Source organism: Alkanindiges hydrocarboniclasticus (genome assembly GCF_001982605.1).
In the GTDB taxonomy this organism is placed as follows: Bacteria; Pseudomonadota; Gammaproteobacteria; order Pseudomonadales; family Moraxellaceae; genus Alkanindiges; species Alkanindiges hydrocarboniclasticus.
This window is the reverse complement of record NZ_MLCN01000007.1, coordinates 44010-65568: the sequence shown is the minus strand read 5'-3', so window position 1 is coordinate 65568 and position 21559 is coordinate 44010. Positions and strand designations below refer to the sequence as shown.

21 protein-coding genes are annotated in these 21559 nt (G+C 48.9%); 7 read left to right on the top strand and 14 right to left on the bottom strand.

What is annotated here, in order from left to right:
• The first annotated feature begins 63 nt into the window (after positions 1–63).
• A complete protein-coding gene (locus BKE30_RS02730; protein ID WP_076877142.1) occupies positions 64–1230 on the top strand; it encodes an HlyD family efflux transporter periplasmic adaptor subunit in 1167 nt (388 codons plus the stop codon).
• Positions 1231–1340: 110 nt separating this feature from the next.
• On the opposite strand, the gene BKE30_RS02725 is transcribed toward BKE30_RS02730, so the two are convergent.
• Complete coding sequence (locus tag BKE30_RS02725; RefSeq protein ID WP_076877141.1) at positions 1341–3326, bottom strand: BCCT family transporter; 1986 nt, start codon at positions 3324–3326, stop codon at positions 1341–1343.
• Between the two features lie 255 nt (positions 3327–3581).
• Here BKE30_RS02725 and pdxA point away from each other — a divergent pair, with 255 nt between their 5' ends.
• The 4 genes from pdxA to BKE30_RS02705 are packed head-to-tail and all read left to right on the top strand — an operon-like array spanning position 3582 to position 7451.
• On the top strand, positions 3582–4595 hold the full coding sequence (pdxA, locus tag BKE30_RS02720; protein WP_076877205.1) for a 4-hydroxythreonine-4-phosphate dehydrogenase PdxA: 1014 nt from the start codon (positions 3582–3584) through the stop codon (positions 4593–4595).
• 56 nt (positions 4596–4651) lie between these two features.
• Entirely contained in the window at positions 4652–5476 is an 825-nt protein-coding gene (gene rsmA / locus BKE30_RS02715; RefSeq protein ID WP_076877140.1) for a 16S rRNA (adenine(1518)-N(6)/adenine(1519)-N(6))-dimethyltransferase RsmA, read from the top strand.
• A 30-nt stretch (positions 5477–5506) separates the two neighbouring features.
• Positions 5507–6589 carry a hypothetical protein gene (locus tag BKE30_RS02710; protein ID WP_076877139.1) on the top strand — a complete coding sequence of 361 codons (1083 nt, stop codon included), beginning with the start codon at positions 5507–5509 and terminating at the stop codon, positions 6587–6589.
• Between the two features lie 22 nt (positions 6590–6611).
• A complete protein-coding gene (locus BKE30_RS02705) occupies positions 6612–7451 on the top strand; it encodes a symmetrical bis(5'-nucleosyl)-tetraphosphatase (RefSeq protein WP_076877138.1) in 840 nt (279 codons plus the stop codon).
• Here the strand turns inward: BKE30_RS02705 and BKE30_RS02700 are convergent.
• The 10 genes from BKE30_RS02700 to BKE30_RS02660 form a co-directional block, all read right to left on the bottom strand.
• Positions 7397–7999, bottom strand: a complete 603-nt coding sequence (locus BKE30_RS02700; RefSeq protein WP_076877137.1) for a hypothetical protein — start codon at positions 7997–7999, stop codon at positions 7397–7399. The two genes, BKE30_RS02705 and BKE30_RS02700, sit on opposite strands and share 55 nt — an antisense overlap.
• A gap of 94 nt (positions 8000–8093) precedes the next feature.
• Positions 8094–8543, bottom strand: a complete 450-nt coding sequence (locus BKE30_RS02695; RefSeq protein ID WP_076877136.1) for a DUF2147 domain-containing protein — start codon at positions 8541–8543, stop codon at positions 8094–8096.
• 46 nt (positions 8544–8589) lie between these two features.
• Positions 8590–9036 carry a DUF2147 domain-containing protein gene (locus BKE30_RS02690; protein WP_076877135.1) on the bottom strand — a complete coding sequence of 149 codons (447 nt, stop codon included), beginning with the start codon at positions 9034–9036 and terminating at the stop codon, positions 8590–8592.
• Between the two features lie 126 nt (positions 9037–9162).
• Positions 9163–9621 carry a DUF2147 domain-containing protein gene (locus BKE30_RS02685; protein ID WP_076877134.1) on the bottom strand — a complete coding sequence of 153 codons (459 nt, stop codon included), beginning with the start codon at positions 9619–9621 and terminating at the stop codon, positions 9163–9165.
• Between the two features lie 105 nt (positions 9622–9726).
• Positions 9727–10185, bottom strand: a complete 459-nt coding sequence (locus BKE30_RS02680) for a DUF2147 domain-containing protein (RefSeq protein WP_076877133.1) — start codon at positions 10183–10185, stop codon at positions 9727–9729.
• Positions 10186–10435: 250 nt separating this feature from the next.
• The gene (locus tag BKE30_RS02675; RefSeq protein ID WP_076877132.1) at positions 10436–11104 is read right to left on the bottom strand and encodes an LrgB family protein; all 669 of its coding nucleotides are present in this window, start codon (positions 11102–11104) and stop codon (positions 10436–10438) included.
• 275 nt (positions 11105–11379) lie between these two features.
• On the bottom strand, positions 11380–11760 hold the full coding sequence (locus BKE30_RS02670) for a hypothetical protein (RefSeq protein ID WP_076877131.1): 381 nt from the start codon (positions 11758–11760) through the stop codon (positions 11380–11382).
• 192 nt (positions 11761–11952) lie between these two features.
• Positions 11953–13422 (bottom strand): ribosome rescue GTPase HflX, encoded by a 1470-nt coding sequence (gene hflX, locus BKE30_RS02665; protein WP_083698403.1) that lies wholly within the window; start codon positions 13420–13422, stop codon positions 11953–11955.
• A 155-nt stretch (positions 13423–13577) separates the two neighbouring features.
• The gene (locus tag BKE30_RS15940) at positions 13578–13721 is read right to left on the bottom strand and encodes a hypothetical protein (protein ID WP_158073148.1); all 144 of its coding nucleotides are present in this window, start codon (positions 13719–13721) and stop codon (positions 13578–13580) included.
• Positions 13722–13746: 25 nt separating this feature from the next.
• A complete protein-coding gene (locus BKE30_RS02660; protein ID WP_076877130.1) occupies positions 13747–14361 on the bottom strand; it encodes a superoxide dismutase in 615 nt (204 codons plus the stop codon).
• A gap of 255 nt (positions 14362–14616) precedes the next feature.
• Here BKE30_RS02660 and BKE30_RS02655 point away from each other — a divergent pair, with 255 nt between their 5' ends.
• Positions 14617–15447, top strand: coding sequence for a lysophospholipid acyltransferase family protein (locus tag BKE30_RS02655; protein WP_076877129.1), 831 nt, complete (start codon positions 14617–14619; stop codon positions 15445–15447).
• A gap of 53 nt (positions 15448–15500) precedes the next feature.
• Here the strand turns inward: BKE30_RS02655 and BKE30_RS02650 are convergent, their stop codons facing one another.
• Entirely contained in the window at positions 15501–17123 is a 1623-nt protein-coding gene (locus BKE30_RS02650; RefSeq protein ID WP_076877128.1) for a phospholipase D family protein, read from the bottom strand.
• 255 nt (positions 17124–17378) lie between these two features.
• Here BKE30_RS02650 and BKE30_RS02645 point away from each other — a divergent pair, with 255 nt between their 5' ends.
• Positions 17379–18389 (top strand): metallophosphoesterase, encoded by a 1011-nt coding sequence (locus tag BKE30_RS02645; RefSeq protein WP_076877127.1) that lies wholly within the window; start codon positions 17379–17381, stop codon positions 18387–18389.
• Positions 18390–18425: 36 nt separating this feature from the next.
• Here the strand turns inward: BKE30_RS02645 and BKE30_RS02640 are convergent, their stop codons facing one another.
• Together BKE30_RS02640 and BKE30_RS02635 are read right to left on the bottom strand one after the other, a co-directional pair.
• Positions 18426–19904 carry a GGDEF domain-containing protein gene (locus BKE30_RS02640; RefSeq protein ID WP_076877126.1) on the bottom strand — a complete coding sequence of 493 codons (1479 nt, stop codon included), beginning with the start codon at positions 19902–19904 and terminating at the stop codon, positions 18426–18428.
• A gap of 171 nt (positions 19905–20075) precedes the next feature.
• Entirely contained in the window at positions 20076–21377 is a 1302-nt protein-coding gene (locus tag BKE30_RS02635; protein WP_076877125.1) for an MFS transporter, read from the bottom strand.
• Between the last annotated feature and the right edge of the window lie 182 nt (positions 21378–21559).

Below are 21559 nucleotides of genomic sequence, written 5' to 3'. Positions count from 1 at the left end.
ACACGTATGGACTAGGCCTTTTGATAGGTTTTAGTGTACTGATCAATCAATAATGAGACACCAATGAGCAAGCCAGCCCCTTATGTATCCGAACCTCCGTTGCCCCGCGCGTCCTTTATCATCTGGATTGTGGCGCTGGCAGTGGGCTGTTTTGTGCTGTGGGCATGGCACTTCAAGCTGGATGAAGTGTCTACCGGTACAGGTAAGGTGATTCCATCCTCCAAGGAACAGGTGATTCAGTCCATGGATGGCGGTATTTTGACCGACCTGAAAGTGCGTGAAGGCGATATTGTGCAAAAAGGCCAGATACTGGCGCAACTGGATCGTACCCGTTTTGAATCCACGGTAGAGGAAAGTGCCTCACGATTGCGGGCAGCACTGGCCACGGCAGCACGCCTGAAAGCTGAAGTAAGTGGCACGCCGTTAAGTTTTCCGGAAGAAGTGCGCAAGGAGCTGGTTCTGGTGCGGGAAGAAACCGCGCTGTATCACTCGCGGCGTACCAATCTGGAACAAACCAGCGCTGGCCTGAATCAGGCATTGCGTCTGGTGCGGCAGGAACTGGCCATGACTGAACCGCTGGTGGCGCGCGGGGCTGCCAGTGATGTTGAGGTATTGCGCCTAAAGCGACAAGCCAATGACCTTGAAAACAAGCTCAATGATGTGCGCAACCAGTATTATGTGCAGGCGCGTGAAGAGCTGGCCAAGGCCAATGCCGAAATTGAGGCCCAGCGCTCAGTGGTACGGGGCAAGTCGGACTCACTCACCCGGCTGACCTTTACCTCACCAGTGCGTGGGATCGTCAAGGAAATTGCGGTTACCACGGTGGGCGGGGCAGTACCCCAGAATGGCCGCCTGATGGTGATTGTGCCGCTAGATGAGCAGTTGCTGGTCGAAGCCCGGATTTCACCACGTGATGTCGCGTTTATTCATCCCAGCCAGTCGGCACTGGTTAAGATTACAGCGTATGACTATGCTATTTATGGGGGCCTGCCCGGCAAGGTGACGATCATTTCACCGGATACCATTCAGGATGAAGTTAAAAAAGACGTTTACTATTATCGTGTTTATATTTTGACTGATTCTGATCACCTGACCAACAAGCACGACCAGAAGTTTCCAATTGTGCCCGGCATGATTGCAACGGTAGATATTCATACGGGTAGCAAGACGGTGCTGGATTACCTGATCAAGCCCTTTAACAAGGCACAGGAAGCCCTGCGCGAACGCTAAATATTAAGGCTAAGGCAACACTTAAAAATTTCCTAAACAAAAAAGGCGATATTATAGGTATCGCCTTTTTTGTTCCGTTTTATTGTTTGTGCTAATAAGACGGTTAACCCTTAGCGCACCACATTTAAAAAATGCAGGTGGCGTTCATACTGGTCAATCAAATCCTGAATAATGTCCTCTTTGGTCCAGTCCATAATGTCATAGTCCTGTCCCCCTTCCTGCAAGTGGACCTCAGCGCGGTAATACATGGCTGGAATGGCCTGCTGTTGCGCTTGCGTCATAAAGGCCGGTGGCTGGTGCTGGCGAACCCGGATTGAATAATAAAAATCAGATTCTTCCTGATGGCCTACCTGAAGCCAGATATGTTCCGGACTTTTTTCAATAACACTGGCTTCAATCGACTGCCGCCTGAATTCTTCTGCCACTTCCAGCAGGGCTGGCTTCACCGTGTCATGCATAAAGGCAGTGACTTCGGCCAGACTATTGGGCCGGTGCATGATCAGGTGCAGGCGCTGCTGCCAGCTTCGCGGTGCATGCACACCCGCACGTGGGGTAATTCGCGCATCCTGAATACTTTCTTTTTTCAGCACATCCAGCCGCATGGCCACGAATAGTCCCCAGCACATCAGCAGCATTACCACTGCAAAAGGCAGTGCACTGGCAATGGTGGCTGATTGCAATGCGGTTAGTCCACCAGCCAGCAGCAACACGGCTGCAATGACACCCTGTAGCACCGCCCAGAACACCCGTTGCCACAGCGGTGTGCCTTGCTGCTTGCCTGAGGTCAGCATATCTACCACCAGCGAGCCAGAATCAGCCGAGGTCACAAAAAACATTACCACCAGTATGGTGGCTATCAGCGAACTGATACTGGAAAAAGGCAGGTATTCAAAAAACTTGAACAATGCTACCGACTGGTCGGCCTGTACATCTGTAATCAGCGCCACCGCATGCTGCTTTAAAATCAGGAAAATGGCGGTATCACCAAAAAAGGTCATCCACATAAAGGTGAAGCCGGTTGGAATCAGCAACATGCCCAGAATAAACTCACGCACCGTGCGACCACGCGACACCCGCGCAATAAACATGCCCACAAATGGCGACCATGCAATCCACCAGCCCCAGTAAAACAGCGTCCAGCCGCCAATCCAGCTGGATTCCTCATAGGCATACAGGTTAAAGGTCATGCTAAACAGGTTGGACAGGTAGTTACCGGTATTTTGCACAAAGGTTTGCAGCAGAAAAATAGTCGGCCCGGCAATCAGCACAAACAGCATGAGTACCACAGCCAGCACCATGTTCAGCTCGGACAGCCGCTTAACGCCTTTATCCAGCCCGGCACCCACCGATAGCGTGGCAATGGCCGTAATGATGACAATCAGGCTAATTTGCACCGTGGTGTTTTGTGGCAGGCCAAACAGGTAGTTAAACCCGGCATTAACCTGCGTTACCCCAAAGCCCAGCGAGGTTGCCACCCCAAAAATAGTACCCAGCACCGCAAAAATATCCACCGCATGGCCAATCGGGCCATAAATTCGATTACCAATTAAGGGGTACAGGGCAGAGCGGATCTGTAGGGGCAAACGGTGGCGGTAGGCAAAATAAGCCAGTGACAGTGCCACCACCGCATAAATGGCCCAGGCATGTAAACCCCAGTGGAAAAAGGTAATACGCATGGCCTGGCGCGCTGCATTGAGCGTGGTCGGGTCGCCAACCGGGGGATCGGCAAAATGCATTACTGGTTCGGCCACCCCAAAGAACATCAGGCCAATGCCCATACCTGCTGTAAACAGCATGGCATACCAAGAGCCGTAGCTGTAATCGGGCTTGCTATGATCCGGCCCCAGCTTGAGCCGGCCAAAACTTGATAGCGCCAGTACCACCACAAAAATCAGGAAAAACGCCACTGATAAAATATAAAACCAGCCAGCCGAACTGGTAATCCAGTTTTTAATATAGGCAGTCAGTGCATCAAAGCTGTCCGGTGCAACCAGCACCATGCCAATAAACAGCACAATAAACAGGGTTGAACCAAAAAAAACGGGTGGATTAATTTGATACCAGGTTTTTTGGCCCGGTACTGATGGTTTATTCATTTAAGATTTGCTCCATCAAATAGTGCCATCACTAAAACAAAAGACTGCTGCGATACTTGGTGAGTAGAAAAAATGATGCTTGCAAGCTTATTCATCAGCATATTCACTTAAAATGGTAACTTAAAACCTGTAAATTCCCGGCTGTAGAAATGTAAGCCCAACAACTGTGAATGTTTTATGCCTGTTTTATGCAGGCCAAGTTTATATAATGACGGCACACCAGAATGAAAAAGGCGTAACCCTCAATTGAATCCTTTGCCATTAAAGCCGCTTTATATTACTTCGGGCGAACCCGCAGGCATTGGGCCGGACATTTGTCTGGATCTGGCGCAGTTTGCCATGCCACCCAACCTTGCGCGTCCTTTGGTGGTGCTGGCCAGCAAATCCCTATTACAGCAGCGTGCCTGTGAACTGGGCAAGGCAGTTGTGCTGGTTGATTATATAGCCCAAGCCCAGCCTGCCAAGCCCGGCGAACTGTATGTCAAAGACCTTCCACTGTCCCAACCTGTGGAGAATGGCAAACTGGATAGTGCCAACGCGGCTTATGTGCTGGCGCAGCTCACTGAAGCCGCACATGCCTGCATGTCTGGTGATGCCGCAGGGGTAGTGACTGCTCCGGTGCAAAAGTCGGTGATTAATGAAGCAGGCTCTCTTGAAGGGCGGGCCTTTAGTGGACATACCGAATTTTTTCAGGAATATGCAGGCGTGCCGCGCGTAGTGATGATGCTGGCAACCCGGCAGCTTCGGGTGGCATTGGTCACCACGCATTTGCCATTAAAAAACGTGGCAGCGGCCATTACTACAACGCGCCTGACACAAATTCTGGATATTTTAATCCATGACCTTAAAACCAAATTTGCCATTCAGCATCCCAAAATTCTGGTGTGTGGCTTAAACCCGCATGCCGGTGAAAGTGGCTATCTGGGCCGCGAGGAAATTGATGTGATTGAACCAGTGCTGGCCCATTATCGTGCGCAAGGCGTTGATGTGGGTCATGCACTGCCTGCCGATACGCTGTTTACCCCCAAGTATTTAAAGAATGCCGATGCGGTGCTGGCCATGTATCATGATCAGGGCTTGCCCGTGCTAAAATCGCAGGGTTTTGGTGAAGCAGTTAATATTACGCTGGGCTTGCCATTTATCCGTACTTCGGTGGATCACGGTACGGCGCTGGATCTGGCGGGTAGTGGCAAGGCCAGTAGCAGCAGTTTATTAGTTGCCACCGAGCTGGCCTTGCAGCTGGCAGCGCGCTATGAGTCTGCGGTTTAATGGCACTGGGTCTTCATTGTCCTGTGCATCAATTTTATGGTTAAAAAGGTTTTGTCATGAGTTATCAATTTAGCGCGCCCACTCCCAAAGATGAAGGACACCGGACGCGCAAGCGCTTTGGACAAAACTTTTTGCATGACAACCGCGTGATTGAAAAAATTGTGCATGCGGTTGCGCCGCGCGCGGGTGATTTTATGGTGGAAATTGGCCCCGGTCTTGGTGCGCTGACAGCCCCGTTGCTGGTTGCCAGCGAAGCCTTAACCGTGGTTGAGTTGGACCGTGATCTTGCTGCGGGTTTGCCCGGACGGGTAAGCCAGCCAGAAAAGCTAACGATTGTAGAGGGCGATGCACTCAAGTTTAATTTTATGACGCTGGTGCAGAACAACAAGCCCTTACGGATTGTCGGTAATCTGCCGTATAACATTTCTACACCGCTGCTGTTTCACCTGTTGCAATATGGCAGTCAGGTGCAGGACATGCATTTTATGCTGCAAAAGGAAGTGGTCGACCGCATTGTGGCCGAGCCGAACAGTAAGGATTATGGTCGTTTGTCGGTGATGATTCAGTATTACTGTAAGCCTGAGTTTTTGTTTGAAGTGCCACCGGGTGCTTTTAACCCACCCCCCAAAGTGACCAGCGCTGTGTTTCGCCTCACGCCTTATGCCGAAAAGCCACTGGTTGCCAAAGATGAAAAACAGTTTGCCAGTCTGGTTGGCCATGTGTTTACCCAGCGCCGCAAGACCTTGCGCAATACCCTAAAAGGCAGGGTAGATGAACAGGGCTTTGCGCAGGCACAGGTTGATCCCATGGCACGGCCCGAAAACTTGAGTCTGGCGCAGTTTGTGGCGCTGGCTGATGTCGCCATTAATCCAAACCCGTAAAATAGCAGGCTGATATGCTCAGGGGTGGTGATGCAGAATAAGTCGGCAATGGTTGCAACGGTGTCTGATAACGCACCGCATTCATTAACGCCACAGCAAAAAAAGTTCAATCAACTCAGTGAAAAGATTGAACAGCAAAAACAGCAGCTTGAGGAATGGAAACAAACAGCTGAACTGGCACAGCGGCAGGTCAATGGCAAGCTGGCTCCCTTGTTTGAGACGCTTACACTCGACCGGCTTATGTTGATTGAGCAGCTCCATGAGGCATCGCTGGCTTATGCATTTACCAGCCGGGAAGCTGGCCAGCTTAATGCATTGATTTTGCAGTGGTGTGAGCAAGTGCTAGACCACAGTTTAAGCCCAGTGCAGGTGCAACGGATTGAACTTATTTATGAAGTGCATGCTGGATACAATTTTCAGGGTAGGCAGGCCGTTTCTGAACTACCGGATGAGAGATTAACGCCGCAGGTGCATGAACAGCCGGATTGCACTGATGATGTCACTATGGCTGACCCGGATGATTACGAAGCATGGCATGAGCAGATCGTGCAACAGCGGCAAGCAGAGCAACAGGCCAGACGTTCGCGTCAGAAAAATGCCAAGCAGGCGAAAAATATACAGCAAGCACAGCATGTTGATGCGCTGGCCCACAAATCATTCAAGCAGATTTACCAGCGGCTGGTTGCAAATTTGCATCCTGACCGTGAACCGGATGAGCAGGAAAAAATTAAAAAAACCGGACTCATGCAACAAGTGACCGAATCGTATCAAGCACAGGATCTCTTGGGCTTGCTTCAGTGGCAAATACAACTGGGCCAGCAGGATAAAGCTGGTGATACCCAACTGGCCGATGAGCAGCTCCAGCTGTATAACCTGAATCTCAGCCGGCATAGTGAACAACTGGATCAGCAAATTAATGAATACCGGCTTATGTTGCAGGACATATGCCAGTTTGAAAATCTTGAGGCAGTTACGCCAAAAACAGTTATTAAAAAGCTGAAAGAAGATGCACGGTTTATATTGCAGCAGCATCACGAGTTACAGCAATTGATTCATCAGTTAAGTAATGCAAAAGCCATCAAAACTTTTTTAAAACAGATGTCGTATTTTTAAGTGACCAATCAGGATATGCAGCATGGCCTACCGGTATCAGTACATTATTGGCGACTTGCAGGGCAGTTTTGCCGCATTACAGGCTTTGAAAGATCTGCTTGCCTTTGATGAGCAGCAGGATTGCCTTTATTTTGCTGGCGATCTGGTGGCGCGTGGTGAGGATTCACTCAATACCTTGCGTGAAGTAAAACGACTGGCTGAATTGGGGGCGGCCAGAACAGTACTGGGCAACCATGATTTAAACCTGCTGGCTGTCTGGCGAGGTTTTCAAAAGCTAAAGGATAAAGACCGTACCCAGCCCATTTTTGCAGCACCGGATTGCAATGAACTTTTAAACTGGTTGCGGCGACAGCCCTTGTTATTACAGCCGATAAGCAATGCAGTCATTGTGCATGCCGGGATTCCACCAGTCTGGACACTGGCACAGGCCAGTCACTATGCACGGGAAGTGGAAAAAGTCATTGCTGGTGAGCTGGATCATCTGGATGCTTTTTTAGGCCATATGTACGGTAGCCAGCCTGATACATGGCAGGAGAATTTATCGGGTTATGAACGCTGGCGGGTAATTACCAATTACCTGACCCGCATGCGCCTGTGTGACGAAAAAGGCCGTCTGGAATTTGAATTTAAAGATGATTTAAATGCACCCATGCCTGCTGGTTTTAAGCCGTGGTTTGAATGGCCAAACCAGCTAAACGAACAGGTAGAACTGTTTTTTGGGCACTGGGCGGCGTTACAGGGTAAACATATTGCCCCACAGATTCATGCGCTGGATGGCGGCTGCGTGTGGGGTGGGCAATTAATCGCCTACCGGCTGGAAGACAAACAATTATTTACCTCAGCAACCGGTTGCGGGTTATAAATGCACAGTTTGCTTAGTGTCCAGCTATTCCAGGATTCCCGTTGCCATTCAAACCACAAGGTATTTTGTGGAGTATCACCCAGGGTTAGTCGAAAGCGGGATGGAAAGCGTGTGTAACTGCGCTTGATGCTATCAGGCGGTGCACTGTTAACATGAAGTAGCAAGAGCTGATGCATGTTTTGCTGTTCGGCGAGTGTAGGCCATACCTGTTGAAGGTAACGCGCCCCCGGCCCTTGCCATTGTTGTGCAGTAAGTTGCCGGGTGGCCAGCAAGTCTGCCTGATAGGGCTGCAGCAGGCTATGGGGAATTAACTGTTCTGTGACCAACTGATTGTTCTGGCTCAACTGATCAACAAAGTTCCGGCTGTACCAGTAGGGCGACATGCAATAAAACACCAGCCATATGCACACGCTGGTGGCTAAGAAAATCAATAATAAGCCCAGACGTAAGTTGGTATTGTTCAGGGCTAGTTTTCTGTTCTGATTTTTTCTATGGTCAGAAAGCCCGATTTTTTCAATACGGGGTTTTTCAAAGCGGGTCGTAGCCATGCTGGCAACAAAATATCTGGTTTGTAAGGCTTACAGTTTAGAAGATTTCGTTGCCATTAGCAGGGCCTGCTACAAAAGCTGAACAAGAACAAAATTACTCTTTACGTAACCAGGTCTGGCTACGGCCCAGCACAGACACGCCAACATAACCGCGTAAACGCAACTTGCGGCCATCTGAACTGAGCTTGGCTTTACCGCTGTAAAGTTTACCATGGCGTGGATCAAGCACTTTCCCATCAATAAAGGAGTTGGGGTGCTTGGGATCTTCCCTGAAGCCCTTAAAAATTTGCAGGCCAATGATGGGCTTATTCGTATAAGGCTGGGGGCATTTATTACAACTGACCAGCGGTGCCTCCCCGGGTGCAGGGAAGTCTTCAATCAGTGTGCCCAGATAGCTACCATCCGGCTGCTGGGTGATTTGTATATGTGCCCTAACGATTCCTGTCTTGTCATCAATAGTGCGCCAAGTGCCTGTAATATCACCTGCGTGCGCCAGGGAACCCAGCAGGCCAACGCAGGCAATCGCCATTTTCCATATTTGCATTTTCTAACTTCCTGTTAAATTTGTTTTGGGCAGTGCGGTTGCGTGCTTAGTGCTCGCGAACCCAGATCTGGCTGCGGCCCAGTGCAGAAATACCAACGTAGCCCCGCATACTGAGCTGGCGGTTATCCGCATTGACCTTCGCCTTTCCTTTATAAAGCTTACCGGACAAAGGGTCAAGTACCTGCGCCCCTGTATAGTGATTTGACCGGTTTGGATCAGGTTTTAAACCCCATAATACCGTCATGCCCAGAATAGGTTTATCGGTGTAGGGTGCTGGACAGCGCTGGCATAATTCCTTGGGAGCGTAATTGGGACGTGGAATAATTTTAATAATGGTTCCCGTATACGAGCCATCCGGTTGTTTCTTGATTTCAACCAGTGCTTTTGAAAAGCCTGTCCTGTCATCAATAGTGCGCCAGATCCCGGCAATATCAGCCGCATGAGTCATGGCGCAACTCATCAAACAGGCCAAACCAATTGTCCAGTTCTTCATTACAGCATCCTATTAGAGTAATTATTCTAATAGTAGCTGAAACCAAAACAAGCACATAATCATTTTTCTAATAATTACACCCAGTTGCAATGAAGAAAAGTATTTAGCCGGCTTGAATGTGCCGGTTTAATCTTCACGAAGCCAGGTCTGGCTACGGCCGAGCGCTGAAATACCGACATAACCCCGGAAGGTAAAACGGCGGCCATCGGCACTTAATTTGGCTTTACCCTTGTAGAGGTTACCAGACAGCGGGTCAAGCACGCGCGCACCATGGAAGTTGTTTTCATGTTTGGGGTCTGGTTTTAAACCCTGCAAGATAGGCAGTCCTACAATAGGTTTGTTGGTATAGGGTGCCGGACAGCGCTGGCAGGTTTCCTTGGGTGTATAGCCGGGACGGGGAATAAGCTGAATGATAGTACCGGTATACGAACCGTCGGCTTGTTGCCTGATTTCAACCATAGCCTTGGAAAAACCGGTTTTGTCATCAATGGTGCGCCACTTGCCCGTCAGATCAGCGGCCTGAGCCAGACTGAAATTAGCAAGCGCTAAGCTGACAACGACCAGTGTTGATAAAAATTTAGCCATGGAAATGAATTAATCCTGAAAAAAAGATAAAAATATGGCCCAGATGATTGATCTGGGCCGTGGTGTAAGACAGTGATGTCAAACGGGGAATGGCAAGGCTGTGTATTAGTCCTCGCGAATCCAGGTTTGGCTGCGACCCAGTGCAGAGATCCCAACATAACCGCGCATGCTTAAGCGACGGCCATCGGAGCTTAACTTGGCTTTGCCTTTGTAAATATTGCCTGAGAGTGGATCCAGCACTTTGGCATTAATGAAATTATTTTCATTTTTTGGATCTTGCTTCAGACCAGTCAATACAGTCAGGCCAACCATGGGCTTGTTGGTATAAGGCGCCGGGCAATTCTGGCAGGTGTCCTTGGGCGTATAGCCGGGACGGGGAATGACTTTGATAATGGTACCATTGTAGGCGCCGGTGCTGTCCTGCTTGATTTCTACCAGACCTTTGGAAAAGCCGGTTTTGTCATCAATAGTACGCCATGTACCGCTCAGGTCACCTGCATGGGCAACACTGGCACATAAGAAAGTCAAACTTGCTGCACAAGCGATGGATAACGATTTTAACATCTAGGTTCTCCTTAACCTTCAACGATCGCATGATCTGTTACTTTTGAGGCAGCGCGTCTACGCGCAGACAGATAAGATCACCGGCAATTGAAGTTAATTTAATTAACAACACTTAACATTGATATATCTGTAGACAATTTAATCGAATACAAGGTTCCCTACAACTATTTTATGTGAACGGTTCGATCATTATCTGTAAATTAAGGAACTATATCTATATTTTGATGGCTATATGGAGTAATTTTAATTTTTAAGGCAAATTCAGGATTAACAGCGGTAGCCAGATTGCTGTGAGGATGCCATTTACTGCCATACCAAAGGCCGCATAGCGACCAGCAACTGGCCCGCGTTGCCATGCCTGTACTGTACCAATAGCATGGGCCGCCAGTCCCAGTGCCAAACCCGCGGCTCGCTCATCATCCAGTTTACGCAAAATAATGGGCGATAGGGCAGCGCCAATCAGCCCGGATAAAATGACAATCAGGGTCACCATGGCCAGTGGTGCATGAATCAACGATGCAATATTTAAGGCAATCGGAGTAGTGACTGCACGGGTGGCAAAGGCCAGTACGGTTGGCGATGACAAATGCACGGCATAGGCCAGCCCCATGGGAACAGCAACACTGGTCAGCGTAGCAAACACAAACAGACTAATCAGGGCCTTCAGGGGTACGTCATCCAGCCGGATGGCAGCCAGTGGAATGGCCAATGCCACCGTGACATAGCCCAGCAAATGACGGAATAGCTGGTCTACCTGTTGTATGTAATGGTCATAAGGCCAGCGTACCAGCCACAATAAAGCCAGTACAATAAACATGGCAATGACAATAACAGGCAGACGCGGAAAATACTGGCCTAAAAACCGTGCCAGAATATGCGATACCAAGGTGAGGGCAAAGCCAGCAATAACAAGTAACATGGTGATAAAACCTCTTTATCTGGCTTGGCCTTGGTTTTCTTGCAGAGTACGTGCATTGCAGTGTTACCTAGCAATACTACTTATTTAATCAGAGAACGAAACAGCTTCAAATTTCATTGCTACATCATTCGAGGCTTTTTGTTTTTTGCAAAACAGTGCTTTGTTTATCTTCGCTATTCAGGTAGATGAGGCATATATGCCGCAAGGCGAAGCGGCTCTGCTTATCCTTGCGATTCAAGCACAGCTTTCATCTTGCGCTTGGGTGAAGCAATGCTTCACTTGTCCAAGCTCATCCAGCGTTTGGCCATTTGTGCATATAGCCACAAAGGCACGAGCGTGCTAAATAGCAGAATAAACAAAAACCATGGCAGCTCATCACCCAAATGCATAAGCATAATGACCGATCCTGCCGAAACAGGTAAAAATGCAAACGCACTTTCTTTCATGATGTGGGTGTTGGCATCCAGCATGCGCATTGGCAGCGGTTTGATCTTGCGCCAGATAATCAAAATTATCAGCAATAACAGTAAACCCAGCAAATTGCCAAGCTCAGGATGCGCAAACAGGCCCATCAACCAGACACAGCTTTCCCGTACCAGCACAATCAGGGCAAAGGTTGCAACTAAAGCAGGCCAGTCGTATTTATTCCACAGCATGATACAGCCTAAAGTAAAGGGTAAAACAGGAATAACCCCGATTAATCCCGGCAATAGCATAGCGCTTAAACCGATGCAGGGCTATTCCACCATTTGCTAACAAGCAGTGAGTGAACGCCCTGTTTAACCCCAACGTTGTTTAATAAAATGAGTGTTCAGGTTTTTCGGTTAAAGCCCTAAAAAATACAGCAGCTATTTCTGCGACTCATCAGTTGAATTGTCTAAATAGTCGTCCTGTTGCTGAGCCATTGCTGAGTGATGCTCATCGTGTGGTTCAGGGGTTGATTCAAATACTGAATCATCAGCTACGTCAAACTCTGTAGACTTGGCAGGCAGGTGTTCAAAATGTTCCAGCGGTCGCTCAAACAGTGCAGCCTGATGTGATGCCAGCACATCGCGCGGTAAAAGCTGTGCCTTGCCAATCAGTTGCTGTAACTGATCCTGCGCCAGATGAACCTGAAGTACGCTATAGCCATTGTCCAGATTTTGCTCACTTCTGACCACATTGAGCTGGTACAACTGGTTACGCAACTTGCCTGCACTGGCAGGCAGGGTAAGTTCAAAGTCATGCAGTTGGCCCATCAGGCAGGTTTGTACCGCCTGCTTTAGCAGGTTTAATCCGGCGCCTGTATGGGCCGATACATACACCCGATCCGGCTGGTTGGGGGCGGCTTCGACCAGTCGGGGTTCATCACCACTGGCATCAATTTTGTTATAGACCCGCAGCACAGCGACGTTATTGCCAATTTCCTTGAGTACCGCTTCTACGGCTTCAATCTGCTCATGCATCTCTGAGCTATTGGCATCAATTACATGCAGTAGTAAAGAGGCTTCCAGTGTTTCTTCCAGCGTGGCCCGGAAGGAATCGACCAGTGAGTGCGGCAGGTTGCGCACAAAGCCCACGGTATCCGCTAGCACCACCGTACCAAGACCATCCCATTCAAGGCGACGTAAGGTTGGGTCAAGCGTGGCAAACAGCTGGTTGGCGGCATATACATCGCTATTGGCCAGCTTGTTAAACAAGGTAGACTTGCCCGCATTGGTATAGCCCACCAGTGAAATGGTTGGCACATCGGCTTTCTGGCGGGCAGCACGTCCCTGACTGCGGGTCTGGCGTACTTTTTCCAGACGTTCCTTCAGCTGGCTAACCCGGATTCTTAGCAAGCGGCGGTCAGTTTCCAGTTGGGTTTCACCGGGACCGCGCAGGCCAATACCACCTTTTTGGCGCTCAAGGTGAGTCCAGCCGCGTACCAGACGACTGGACAAATGTTCAAGCTGGGCCAGTTCAACCTGTAACTTGCCTTCATGGGTACGCGCGCGCTGGGCAAAAATGTCCAGAATCAGGCCCGTACGGTCAATCACGCGGCACTGCATGACCCGTTCAAGGTTACGCTCCTGTGCAGGCGTTAAGGTATGGTCAAAAATTACCAGATCAATGTCATCTGTCTGGACACGGGCTGCAATTTCCTCAGCCTTGCCGCTACCAATAAACAGCTTGGGGTCGGGGCGCTGGCGTGAACCGGTGATCAAGTCAATAATATCGGCACCGGCAGATTGGGCAAGCAGCTTGAATTCTTCGACATCCAGTTCTTCAAGCTGATAAACGCTTAGGTGAACCAGCAGTGCACGTTCACCGCCCTGATGCCGCTCAAAATATTCCACGTATGAATTGACCTGTATAAAGCAAATTAGATAGGGGCTATTTTAAGCAATTTTGCTGTGTTGTGCTGCATTATTTATGTGAGCAGGGTAAGGGCAGGTCATATATTGACGTGGTCTAATCCGGTGTTCTCATGTCATCCTGTACAAAGATCTCATTAAAAAAGCGCCAAAGTTCTTGCCAAAAGTGCTGCACCGCCAGACAGCAAAATCAGTGTGCCAATCAGGTAACGGAATAAGCGTGGCATAGCCAGTGCTCCGGCTATTACAGGATCAGTTGAAGCATCAGTTTTAGGTTTCATATAAATACCTGCATTCTGGGGCGCATTAAGCGTCAAGTGCTGCTTGATAGCGCCGGGCCACTTCATCCCAGTTTACGACATGGTAAAAAGCCTTAATATATTCAGGCCGGCGGTTCTGGTATTTCAGGTAATAGGCGTGTTCCCACACATCCAGCCCCAGAATGGGGGTATTGCCATGCATCAGTGGTGAGTCCTGATTGCCCGTGCTTTCTACCACCAGCCTTTTGTCCGAAGTTACACTCAACCAGGCCCAGCCACTACCAAAGCGACTTAAGGCAGCCTTGGTAAATGTGTCCTTAAACGTATCAAGCCCGTTTAAGTCCCGTTCAATGGTATTGGCCAAGGCACCGTTTGGTTTACCGCCGCCGGTTGGGCTCATTACTGTCCAGAACAGCGAGTGATTGGCATGGCCACCGCCCTGATTAATGACTATGTTACGCAGCGTTGCAGGCAATTCATTAGTCTTGGCCACCAGTTTTTCAATAGGCAGTTGTTCCCATACTGTGCCTGCAATAGCAGTGTTCAGATTATTGATGTAGGTCTGGTGATGCCGGGTATGATGGATTTGCATGGTTTTGGCGTCAATATGCGGTTCCAGTGCCTCATAGGAATAGGGCAGTTCGGGGAGTTGATAAGCCATGGTCAGTTCGGCAATAGGGCAAAAGCGATGATTGAGAATAAATAATTAGCAGCAATAATGCAAATGATAATTATTATCAAATATAAAAAACAGGAAGGTTTGCCAGATGCAAGAGCGGGGCGGGTATTCAGGCAATTTTTAACGAGCCCACAATGGCATTCATTATTTTGGCCCGAAAATATGGCACTATACTGAAGTCATTACCGTAAAACCGTAGAGATACGGAAGCCGCTTTTAGCCACACGTCAGGTGAAAATGTTGAATTTAATTCCGTCACAATTTCCTTTTTATTCGTTAAAGCAACTTCAGCAGTTAAAGACCAAAGGCCAGTTGACCTTAAGGCAGTTAAAACATATGGCTGCCTTATTAAAAGTGGTTAATGAAGGCTTCGGACTGGCGTTTCGGGAAGGTGCTTTTAGCCAGCCTAACCAGCCCAAGCATACGCGGATGGTGCGTTATTTTTGCCGTGGCCTGTGTGACGCACTGGATATTGAGGTTACGGTACATGCGCCCATGCCTGTCGAGCATGCGCTATGGGTGAGTAATCATGTGTCGTGGCTGGACGTGGCAGTAATTGGTTCGCAAACCCGGATTTTCTTTTTGGCCAAGGCCGAAATACAGCACTGGCCGATATTTGGCAGGCTGGCACAGGCAGGGGGGACGCTGTTTATCAAGCGGGGTTCTGGTGATTCGGTAGTGGTTAAAGAGCAGATTTCCGGTTTTTTAAACCAGAAACTTCCAGTGCTTTTTTTCCCGGAAGCCACCACTACCGATGGCCGTGCGGTAAAGCGCCTGCATGGCAAACTGCTGGCATCGGCCATTGCCACCCAGACGCCCATTCAACCACTGGTGCTGTGCTATGTAAACGAGCAGGGACAACTGGATCAGGTGGTTCCGTTTATTGACGATCTCGGTTTTATGCCGCACCTGCTACAAGTACTGGCCCTTAAAAAAATACGCGCCCATCTGATGCCATTAGCGGCCATTTCACCGCAAGGCCACGATGTAGAGTCCTTGACGGCTGAATTGCACCGCCACATGAGTGAAGGACTGCTGGCCTTACAACAGCAGGTACTCCAGCCTTAAAAAGCTGTAAAAACAATCGTACTATTAGCGGCTAATAGTACGATATTGCCCGGTTACATGTAGCCATCCAGCGGCAGGTAGGACAGCATCTTTAAGCCAAAGCGGCGGACTGAGCTAATATTGGGTTCCTGAGTATGTACCTTGATGCCAGTTGGCGTTTTTTCTTCCCACACTATCTTGCCGCGTTCATTTAAGCGCACACGGTAGGCAATATTCATAATGGCATTATCCAGATCCTTGGAAACCTGAGTCGCCAGGGTGGGACTATCCAGAATCACGCCAATTTCAGTATTCAGGTTGGCCGAACGCGGATCAAAGTTAAATGAACCAATAAAAGCCTGCTGGTTGTCAAAGGTCATCATTTTGGCATGCAGGCTGGCATCACTGCTATCGCCGACATTTAACCCCTTGTTGTCGTTGCTGTCATCTGCCAGCGCGCTAATGTGGTTCTTTTTGCTCTTGCGGCTTTTTACCGTCCGGGCCTGTGGTAAAAATTCATATAGTTCAATGCCATTTTCCAGAAGTTCCTTGCGGCGTTTGGCATAAAAGGCGTGCACTACGCCCACATCGTTGGCTGCATACGAGTTGGTCAGTACCCGCACCCGCACGCCCTGCCGTTTCAGGTTAATCAGCGATTCAGTGCCAGTATCGGCCGGCACAAAATAAGCAGAAATAATATCTAGCTGCTTTTGCGGCTTGCCTACCAGATTTTGTAGCTGGAAAGTCAGGTGTTCACTGCGCTTGGCATCCTTGTTAATTTTTTCTGGAGAATCCTGCACCAGATGGGCAGGCACCCATGGCATTTTTTCATCGCCAGACAGCCAGCTATCAAAGTCGGCCTGTTCACGGGTCAGGTTCAGGTAGTTTTGTGCGGTACTGGTGGCTTTATAATGCGCCAGCTGAAAGCGCAACTGCTTGAGGGTTAACTGGTGATCCTTGGCCTTAATCATCTGCACAACCGGATAGGCCATAGGATAGTTCCAGTAATCATCAAATGACTTGGCTACTTCAGGAACCACCTGACCCACCATCATCACATCAATATCGGAAAACTGAAAACTTTCGCCAGCATCATAATACTGGTTACTCATATTGCGTCCGCCTATCAGTGCCACCTGTGAGTCGGCAATAAAGGTCTTGTTGTGCATACGATGGTTGTTACGGCTAAAGTCCAGCAAGTAATTCAGCATACGCCATTTGCGATAGACAAACGGATTAAACAGCCGGACTTCCACATTGGGATGCTGGTTTAGTGCCAGCAGGCTGGCATCCAGATCTCCAGTGTTATTGTCGTCCAGCAATAGCCGCACCCTGACTCCACGGTCAGCCGCCCGCAACAGTCCTTCCAGCGCCAGCGCACCCACCTGATCGTTGTGCCAGATGTAATATTGCAAATCCAGGCTCTTTTCGGCCTTTTCAATCAGCATTAGGCGCGCCGCAATGGCATCAATCGGATCAATCAGCAGGTTGTAGCCGGTCAAACCCTCATGGGCTGCCTTGCGTGCTTCAAATAACTGGCCCAGTTGCGTGTTGCCAGTATCAGAAATGTAATAACTGGGAGTGACAGGGACACGTTGCGGCAGGCTGGAGCAGGCATAAAGCAGAGAAGCTAAACAAAAAATGAGCGCAAGCTTCAGCCACTGGAGGAGAAAGCCCGGGGTCGTCTGACGCTCCATGCGAAGTATCCTATTTATCAAGAAAATAATGATTTAACAGCCAAAAATCAGGAACACACAATCATTAAACTGGTTGCGAAATGCTTACATAGTATAAGCACTGCTTGACTAAAATAAATGAATAAATGTGTCTTACCAAAATAGAAATGAAAGTGCCCAAGTTCAAGTGGATTTGTGTTCAAGTTGATCGGTGTTATCGGTTGATATGATGAGCCAGGCACACTTGTATTAGGGATTTAATCCAGTGGAGAAACAATGACCGACCCTGCTTCAGTACAGATTATTTTTAATGGCATTTTTTTGCTGCTGACAGCCTATGCTGTAATCCGTGCTATCCATGGCTGCCGTCATTCCTTGACGATTTCACCCTTTAAAACTTTCATTTTACTGTTTGTGTATTACGGTCTGTACCTGACTTTACCGTTTTTTTCATGGACATTATGGCAATGGTCAGTGGGGTTACAAAATGCATGGCAGGCCGTGCCCATGCTGCTGTTATCGGTGTTTTTAATTTATGCGCGATTTGTTGAGCCACAACTGCTGATTGTCCGCCGTACCCCTGTGCGCCTGCATGATTCGCCACCGCTACAAGACCCGTTAAGAGTGGCATTACTGGCCGATATTCATGTTGGGCTGTTTTCCGGACGGGCACGCCAGCTTAAGCGCATTGTCAATCTGGTGAATCTGGAGCAGCCAGACTTTATTGTAATTTCCGGTGACTGGACTTATGAACCCAATGTCCGCCTGATTGAAGACTTAAAAGTGCTGTCAGGCTTTATCGCGCCGGCTTATTCGGTGCCCGGTAACCATGATGAACAAATCCCGGGGCCGCCTATCCAGCAGGTCCTTAAAGAAGGACTGGAAGCGGCCAATATTATTCCCATCGAAGGCAAGATCATTGAAATGGATGAAATCCGCCTGATTGGAATTGGGGATTTGTGGGCGGGCAAGGCAGATATGCAGCCCATGCCAGCTATGCCGCAAGATAAACCGTGGGTCATTCTGGCGCATAATCCGGATACCGTGGCGCAGGTGCCGGACTTGCCATATCGTCCGCTCATGCTGTCAGGCCATACGCATGGCGGTCAACTGGAATTACCATGGCTTACTGACTATGTGCTGAGCCGGGTATCGCTGCTGGGCTTTAAAAAGGGCCTATATCAGGTGAAAAATGCGCAGGTGTTTGTGACGGTTGGTACTGGGCTGGTGGGCTTGCCTTTACGCTTTCGGACACCTCCCACCATTGATATTTTACATTTGCATTAGTTGCGTGTTTTGCTCAATTATTTTTACCGAATGGCCTCAGGCCAGATGAATGACCTGATTACGGCCAGCCGCCTTGGCTTGGTACAACGCCTGATCAGCATCAGACACCAGCTGGTTAGGGGTCTTTTGCTGGTTAAGCTGTGCCACACCCACACTTACCGTAACCTGACGGGCTTCCCAGCGGTAGTCTGCCACATGCTCACGAATGCGGTGGGCAATGGGTAATGCGTCATCCAGAGGCGTATCCGGCAGGATAATCACAAATTCCTCACCGCCATAACGGCAGGCCAGATCAGTGGTACGTACCGCCTGTTGCAAGATAGCCCCGACCTGTGCCAGCACATGGTCGCCAGTCTGGTGGCCAAAGTCATCGTTAAAGCGCTTGAAATGGTCTACATCAATCAGCATGACAGTGAGCGGGTGCTCATAACGTGTTGCACGTTGCCATTCCATTTTTAAGCGTTGTTCAAAGGCGCGCCGGTTGGCAAGCCCCGTTAAGCTGTCGGTCAGGCTTAGGGCTTCCAGGTCTTCCATCAGCTTTTTCAGTTCCTGCGTGCGCCGCTCAACTTTTTTCTCAAGGTTAATATTGTTGAGTTCCAGCGCATGCTGGGCACGCTGGCGCAACAGCTCCTGACCATGCTGGGCACGTGCCTGCCAGATAATCAGGCAACCCGACAAAAACAGGGTCAGGAAAATCAGCATGGATACTTCAAACTGGTTATTGTACCAGCCCATCAGGTTGCCCTGACGGCAAAGCCAACCAATGGTAATAAACACCAGAATCAGGGTGGGCAATAGCCAGCGTACCATCTTGCTGCCCAGGGTCTGGCCCACAAACAGGCGCATAAAACCACGTTCAGCATGAATAAACATCAAGGCGACGCTGAGTTCAATAAAAGCAATGGCTGACAAGGGTGATAGTGGCACGTAAAAACCAAAGCGGTACAGCTCACGTACCCCATAGGCATAACCAATCAGGACCATGATTGCGGTTAAAATTACCGGAATAATAATAATACGGGCCAGATTTAAAATATGGTAATTACGGAAGGTCAGTAAAAAAATGCTGAGACCATTTAAAATAAAGTTAATGCCGGACAGTGGGGACATCCGGTTAAAATACAGTTGACCATTGGCTATATTGTTTTCAACCAACTGGTTTTGTACCAGAACCGAATCAATATACGGCAGGTTAATGCCCGTAAGGTACTGGTAAGAGGTCATCAGGCCAGTCAGAATCAGAAGCAGCGACAGGATGCGTTGAACGAGCGTGGCCGTTGGATGGCGGGTTAAAAACAGCACAAGCGCAATACTGGCCAGAATAAAGCAAAATGCCGAATTGGCCTTCATGGAAATACCGGACGGGAACAACCATGCCAGCAGGTAGCCTTCAAATAGCCAGCCATACAATACCAGCATTGCGGGTAAACAAATTAGTACCACCGCAATTTTCAGCAGGAAAACACGCTCATCAATATAATGCGAGTTATTGTGCTGATTGGAAAGTTTAACCAATATTTCCTCGTCCTTATACGAATGCTAAGTCGCAATATTTTTAATGCTGACCACTCCCAATAAACTGGCTTTGGGCTTAATCATCAAGGATTTAATCATGAGTCAGCTTTCACTTAAGCTTAGCTGACTTCATTTAAAACTACATGAAAAAACCGACGATTAGCGCTGTGTTTAATTGTCCAATTGCTGATTTTTTGTTTCATGCGTCACCAGAACTGCCAGCAATGTAATCAGGGCAGCAGCAGCCAGATAATAACCAACGGCCTGAAGGCTGTAAGTCTTGGCCAGCCACATGGCAATATAGGGGGCAAGTGAAGCCCCAAAAATTCCGGCCAGATTAAAAGTCAGCGAAGCCCCGGTATAGCGCACATTGGTGGGAAATAACTCTGACAGGATGGTGCCAATCGGGCCGTAGGTCAGGCCCATCAATGCCAAGCCAATACATAAAAAAGCCAGAACCCCAGTATCGGTGCCGCTATTGAGTAAGGGCGCCATAAACAGGCCAAATACGGCAATGGCCAGTGAAATAATACTTAAGGTAATTTTACGGCCATGACGGTCTGCCAGCAGTGCAGAAACCGGAATAAAGGCTGCAAAAAACAAAATGGCAATGAGCTGCAAAATCAGGAAATGTTCGCGACTATAACCGAGGCTGGTGGTACCCCAAGTCAGGGCAAAGACAGTGACCAGATAAAACAGCACAAAGGTTGCCAGCGCAATGCAGGTACCCAAGAACAGCATTTTACCATGGTCTTTAAACACGGTAATCATGGGGACTTTTACCTGTTCATGCTTGTCCAGCGTAGCCTGAAACACCGGGGTTTCATGGATTTTCAGGCGTACAAACAGGCCGACCAATACCAGCACCGTACTGGCCAGAAAAGGCACGCGCCAGCCCCAGGCAAAAAAGTCGGCTTCGCTTAAGAATTCACCCAGCAACAGGAATGAACCGCCAGCCATTAAAAAGCCAATGGGTGCGCCCAGTTGTGGGAACATGCCATACCATGCCCGCTTGCCCGGCGGGGCGTTTTCTGTGGCCAGTAATACAGCACCGCCCCATTCACCACCCAAGCCCAGACCTTGCCCAAAACGGCATAGTGCCAGTAATAAAGGGGCAACCACACCAATTTGTGCATAGGTGGGCAGCAAGCCAATGGCAACAGTTGAAACTCCCATGGTGAGCAAAGCTGCCACCAGTGTGGCTTTACGACCAATGCGGTCACCAAAATGCCCAAACAGGGCAGAGCCTACAGGCCGTGCAAAAAAGGCAATGGCGAAGGTGGCCAAGGATTGCAAAATAGCCGAGCTGGCATCGCTACTGGGAAAAAACAACTGGGGAAATACCAGCACTGCTGCTGTGGCATAAATATAAAAATCAAAAAATTCAATGGTCGTACCAATTAGACTGGCAAACAGTACCGTTGCTTTAGAATTGGTTTTGGCAGGCGCTGCCACAGCAACATTACTCATCATCTATCCCGGGTGTGCAGAAAAAATAATTTTTAATCAAATGGCCAATGGCAGACCCATTTACTCTGATTAAAAAAGACACAATTTATCAAGCGGCTAATATTGCCACTAGCCGGGTTGAGATACCAGTGGTTGATAGCAGTGTTTAATCCGGTTTAAACAAAGGGAGTCTGTTTTTATTAAGA

Bases quoted from the DNA above. Each gene is read 5' to 3' on its own strand.
- BKE30_RS02725 (WP_076877141.1), bottom strand. From the start codon at position 3,326: ATGAATAAACCATCAGTACCGGGCCAAAAAACCTGGTATCAAATTAAT.
- BKE30_RS02670 (WP_076877131.1), bottom strand. From the start codon at position 11,760: ATGCTGTGGAATAAATACGACTGGCCTGCTTTAGTTGCAACCTTTGCC.
- BKE30_RS02655 (WP_076877129.1), top strand. From the start codon at position 14,617: ATGTTGAATTTAATTCCGTCACAATTTCCTTTTTATTCGTTAAAGCAA.
- BKE30_RS02730 (WP_076877142.1), top strand. From the start codon at position 64: ATGAGCAAGCCAGCCCCTTATGTATCCGAACCTCCGTTGCCCCGCGCG.
- BKE30_RS02680 (WP_076877133.1), bottom strand. From the start codon at position 10,185: ATGTTAAAATCGTTATCCATCGCTTGTGCAGCAAGTTTGACTTTCTTA.
- BKE30_RS02645 (WP_076877127.1), top strand. From the start codon at position 17,379: ATGACCGACCCTGCTTCAGTACAGATTATTTTTAATGGCATTTTTTTG.
- BKE30_RS02685 (WP_076877134.1), bottom strand. From the start codon at position 9,621: ATGGCTAAATTTTTATCAACACTGGTCGTTGTCAGCTTAGCGCTTGCT.
- BKE30_RS02650 (WP_076877128.1), bottom strand. From the start codon at position 17,123: ATGGAGCGTCAGACGACCCCGGGCTTTCTCCTCCAGTGGCTGAAGCTT.
- BKE30_RS02635 (WP_076877125.1), bottom strand. From the start codon at position 21,377: ATGATGAGTAATGTTGCTGTGGCAGCGCCTGCCAAAACCAATTCTAAA.
- BKE30_RS02710 (WP_076877139.1), top strand. From the start codon at position 5,507: ATGCAGAATAAGTCGGCAATGGTTGCAACGGTGTCTGATAACGCACCG.
- BKE30_RS02660 (WP_076877130.1), bottom strand. From the start codon at position 14,361: ATGGCTTATCAACTCCCCGAACTGCCCTATTCCTATGAGGCACTGGAA.
- BKE30_RS02700 (WP_076877137.1), bottom strand. From the start codon at position 7,999: ATGGCTACGACCCGCTTTGAAAAACCCCGTATTGAAAAAATCGGGCTT.
- BKE30_RS02675 (WP_076877132.1), bottom strand. From the start codon at position 11,104: ATGTTACTTGTTATTGCTGGCTTTGCCCTCACCTTGGTATCGCATATT.
- BKE30_RS02695 (WP_076877136.1), bottom strand. From the start codon at position 8,543: ATGCAAATATGGAAAATGGCGATTGCCTGCGTTGGCCTGCTGGGTTCC.
- BKE30_RS02705 (WP_076877138.1), top strand. From the start codon at position 6,612: ATGGCCTACCGGTATCAGTACATTATTGGCGACTTGCAGGGCAGTTTT.
- rsmA (WP_076877140.1), top strand. From the start codon at position 4,652: ATGAGTTATCAATTTAGCGCGCCCACTCCCAAAGATGAAGGACACCGG.
- BKE30_RS15940 (WP_158073148.1), bottom strand. From the start codon at position 13,721: ATGAAACCTAAAACTGATGCTTCAACTGATCCTGTAATAGCCGGAGCA.
- BKE30_RS02690 (WP_076877135.1), bottom strand. From the start codon at position 9,036: ATGAAGAACTGGACAATTGGTTTGGCCTGTTTGATGAGTTGCGCCATG.